2 protein-coding genes are annotated in these 2,732 nt (G+C 63.9%); both read right to left on the bottom strand.

Going from position 1 to position 2,732, the window contains the following annotated elements:
* Window positions 1-1,996: MFS transporter (locus AHiyo1_RS07445; RefSeq protein ID WP_059388131.1), on the bottom strand; the 1,996-nt coding region annotated here is incomplete at its 3' end.
* Between the two features lie 11 nt (window positions 1,997-2,007).
* Window positions 2,008-2,490 carry a MarR family winged helix-turn-helix transcriptional regulator gene (locus tag AHiyo1_RS07450; protein WP_059388130.1) on the bottom strand — a complete coding sequence of 161 codons (483 nt, stop codon included), beginning with the start codon at window positions 2,488-2,490 and terminating at the stop codon, window positions 2,008-2,010.
* Between the last annotated feature and the right edge of the window lie 242 nt (window positions 2,491-2,732).

The raw sequence follows: 2,732 nt of genomic DNA on the forward strand, positions 1-2,732 counted from the left end.
CGGCGAGGAGCAGCAAGGCAGGCCGTTCCTGGCGGCGGCGTTCCCGCTTGAGTTCCTTGCGCAGCGCGGCCAACTCCTCGGCGATCCGCGACTGCTCGACGGCGGTGGCAAGTTGTTCTTGCACGCGTACTTGGAGCTCGCGCTGCGCCTTGCTCAACTGAAGCTGTTGCTCGGCCAGCAACCGTTGGGTGCGGGCCAGCTGGTCCTGGACTTCGCGCAGGCCAGCTGCCGGATCGGGCCGTTCCTGCGTCAGGATGCGGGCGAACTCAAGGTCCAGCTCATCGTGCTCCTTCTCGGCTGCCGCTCGGGCGCGGCTGGCACCCAAGGGGGTGCCGGCGTCGTCGGCTGCTGGGACAAACTCAGCGGACTCGATAACCGGCAGGGTGGAGGTGTCCAGAGTCATCCCGGCCTCGCCGGAAGCGTTTGCCAGCAATTCCCTCTCAGGCGTTGCGTCCACGGTTTTCCGCAGTGGAACTTCCTTGATGAAGAGCACTGCGATGAACGCGACCAGGGCAATCGCCGCGGAGATCATGAAGATCTGGGCGGTGGCATCGCCGTAGGCGGCCCGCATAATGTCGCGGATTGGGGCCGGCAAATCCGTCAGGTCCATGCTCGCATTGCTGGAGCCGCCGCTCACCGGGATGTGTGCCGCGGCGAGGCCTTGGGTGGCAAGGTCCTTGACGTGCGTGGCCATGATGGCACCGAGCACCGAAACGCCGATCGCACCGCCGACGGAGCGGAAGAATGCCACGGACGCGCTGGCGGTGCCGATGTCCTGCGCGCGGACGGTGTTCTGGACCGCGAGGACCAGGTTCTGCATGAGCAAGCCAAGGCCCAGCCCGAAAATGGCGGTGTAGCAGCAGGTGATCCACAGTTCGGTGGTGTGGTCGATGGTGCCGGTGAAGGCAAGGCCACCGGCCAGGAACACGGTACCCGCCAAGAGGAAGCGCTTCCACTTACCGAAGCGGCTGATCAGCTGGCCGGATGCCACCGAGCCCAAGAGGTTGCCCGCAATCATGGGCAGCGTCAGGAGGCCGGCCTCGGTAGGCGTGGCGCCACGGGCTACCTGGAAGTACTGGCCAAGGAACGTGGAGGAGCTGAACATCGCGATACCGACGGCGACGGAGGCCAGGATCGCCAAAGCCGTGGTGCGCTGGGAGATGATCTTCAGCGGAATGATGGGCTGGGCCACCTTGGATTCGACCACTACCAGCAGGGCCAGGAGAAGCACGCCGCCGCCTACCATGAGGGCGGACTGCCAGGAGATCCAGTCGTAATAGTCCGGGTTGCCGGCGAAGGAAACCCAGATCAGGAGCAGGCTCACGCCCGAGGTCAGCAGGATGGAGCCGAGCCAGTCGATCTTGGCGGGGCGCTTGATGTGCTGGATCTTGAGGGTCACCTGGAGCAGGATGAGTGCGACGACGGCGAGCGGCACGCAGACGAAGAACGTCCAGCGCCAGCCGAGCGGGCTGTCAACGATGAAGCCGCCGAGCAGCGGGCCACCTGCGGTACCGACCGCCATGACGGCGCCCATGTAACCCGAGTACTTGCCGCGGTCCCGCGGCGGAATCATGGTGCCGATGATGGCCTGGGCCAAGGCGGTGAGGCCGCCCATCGCGATGCCCTGGATGACGCGGGCGGTGAGCAGGAAGGGAATGCTCGTGGAGAAGCCCGCCATGACCGAGCCGGCCACGAAGACCACGATGCTCAGCTGGACCAGGAGCTTCTTGTCGAAGAGATCGGCGAGCTTGCCCCAGATCGGGGTAGTTGCGGCGTTGGCCAGCAGTGCGGCCGTGATGACCCACGCGAAGTCCGTTTGCGTGCCGTGGAGATCGGACATGATGGTCGGGAGGGCGTTGGCCACGATGGTGCTGCTCAGGATGGCGGTGAAGAATGCCGCGAGGAGGCCCGTCAGGGCCTCCATGATCTGGCGGTGCGTCATGGGCGCGGATGACGCCGGTACCGCCGTCGAACGTTCTTGTATTCGGGTTGCCATTGCTGCTGCTCCTAAGCTGTGTGGTTCAAGTGGTGGGAGCCGGCCGCCGTTGCCCGGACTGAGTGGTTGAGTGATGTGGTCAATTTCTCCAGGACCTGCCCTGCTTCCAAGGCGTCTTCCTCGCTCCACTCCGCGAGGTAGGCCCGCAAATTGAGGCTGCGCTGTTCTTCGAAGTTCCGGACCTTTTCGATGCCGGCTTCGGAGAGGGCCACCAATTGGGCCCTGCCGTCGGCAGGATCGGGACGGCGGACCACCAAACCGAGTTCCTCCAGTTCGGCGATGTGCCTGCTGAGGACCGGTGGGCTGACGCCGAGCCGGGATGCGAGCTTCGTGGCCCGGGACTCCCCCTCGCCGATGAAGCGCATGACGCCTTGCAAGGCGAACCCGACGTCGGCATCCTTCGCGATGTTCGCGGTGACGATGCAACGCAGCACCCGCTGGAGATCGAAAATCTGATGGACGAGTTCGGTTGCTGTGCTGGATGCTACAGCCATGGAAGACACCTCACTTTTGTTTGCCTAAAGCAACTATACGCCCAAATGATTGCTTTGGGAAACTAATGATGTGTGAGATGCGTTAAACACCGAGCGCGAGCTGGCAGTTAATGCCTCATCTTTCGAAAAATGGGTCATTACCTGCCAGCTCGCGCTGGGGTGTGAAGCGTCTGGGGTGTCAGTCGCCCAAGTGCGTCGGGCCGAACATCTTCAGGAGGGTTTCAACCACGACGACGTTGGGG

Source organism: Arthrobacter sp. Hiyo1, from assembly GCF_001263615.2.
In the GTDB taxonomy this organism is placed as follows: Bacteria; Actinomycetota; Actinomycetes; order Actinomycetales; family Micrococcaceae; genus Arthrobacter.

What these genes read in the sequence shown, in the direction of transcription:
- AHiyo1_RS07450 (WP_059388130.1), bottom strand. Translation starts at nt 2,490, where the DNA reads ATGGCTGTAGCATCCAGCACAGCAACCGAACTCGTCCATCAGATTTTC.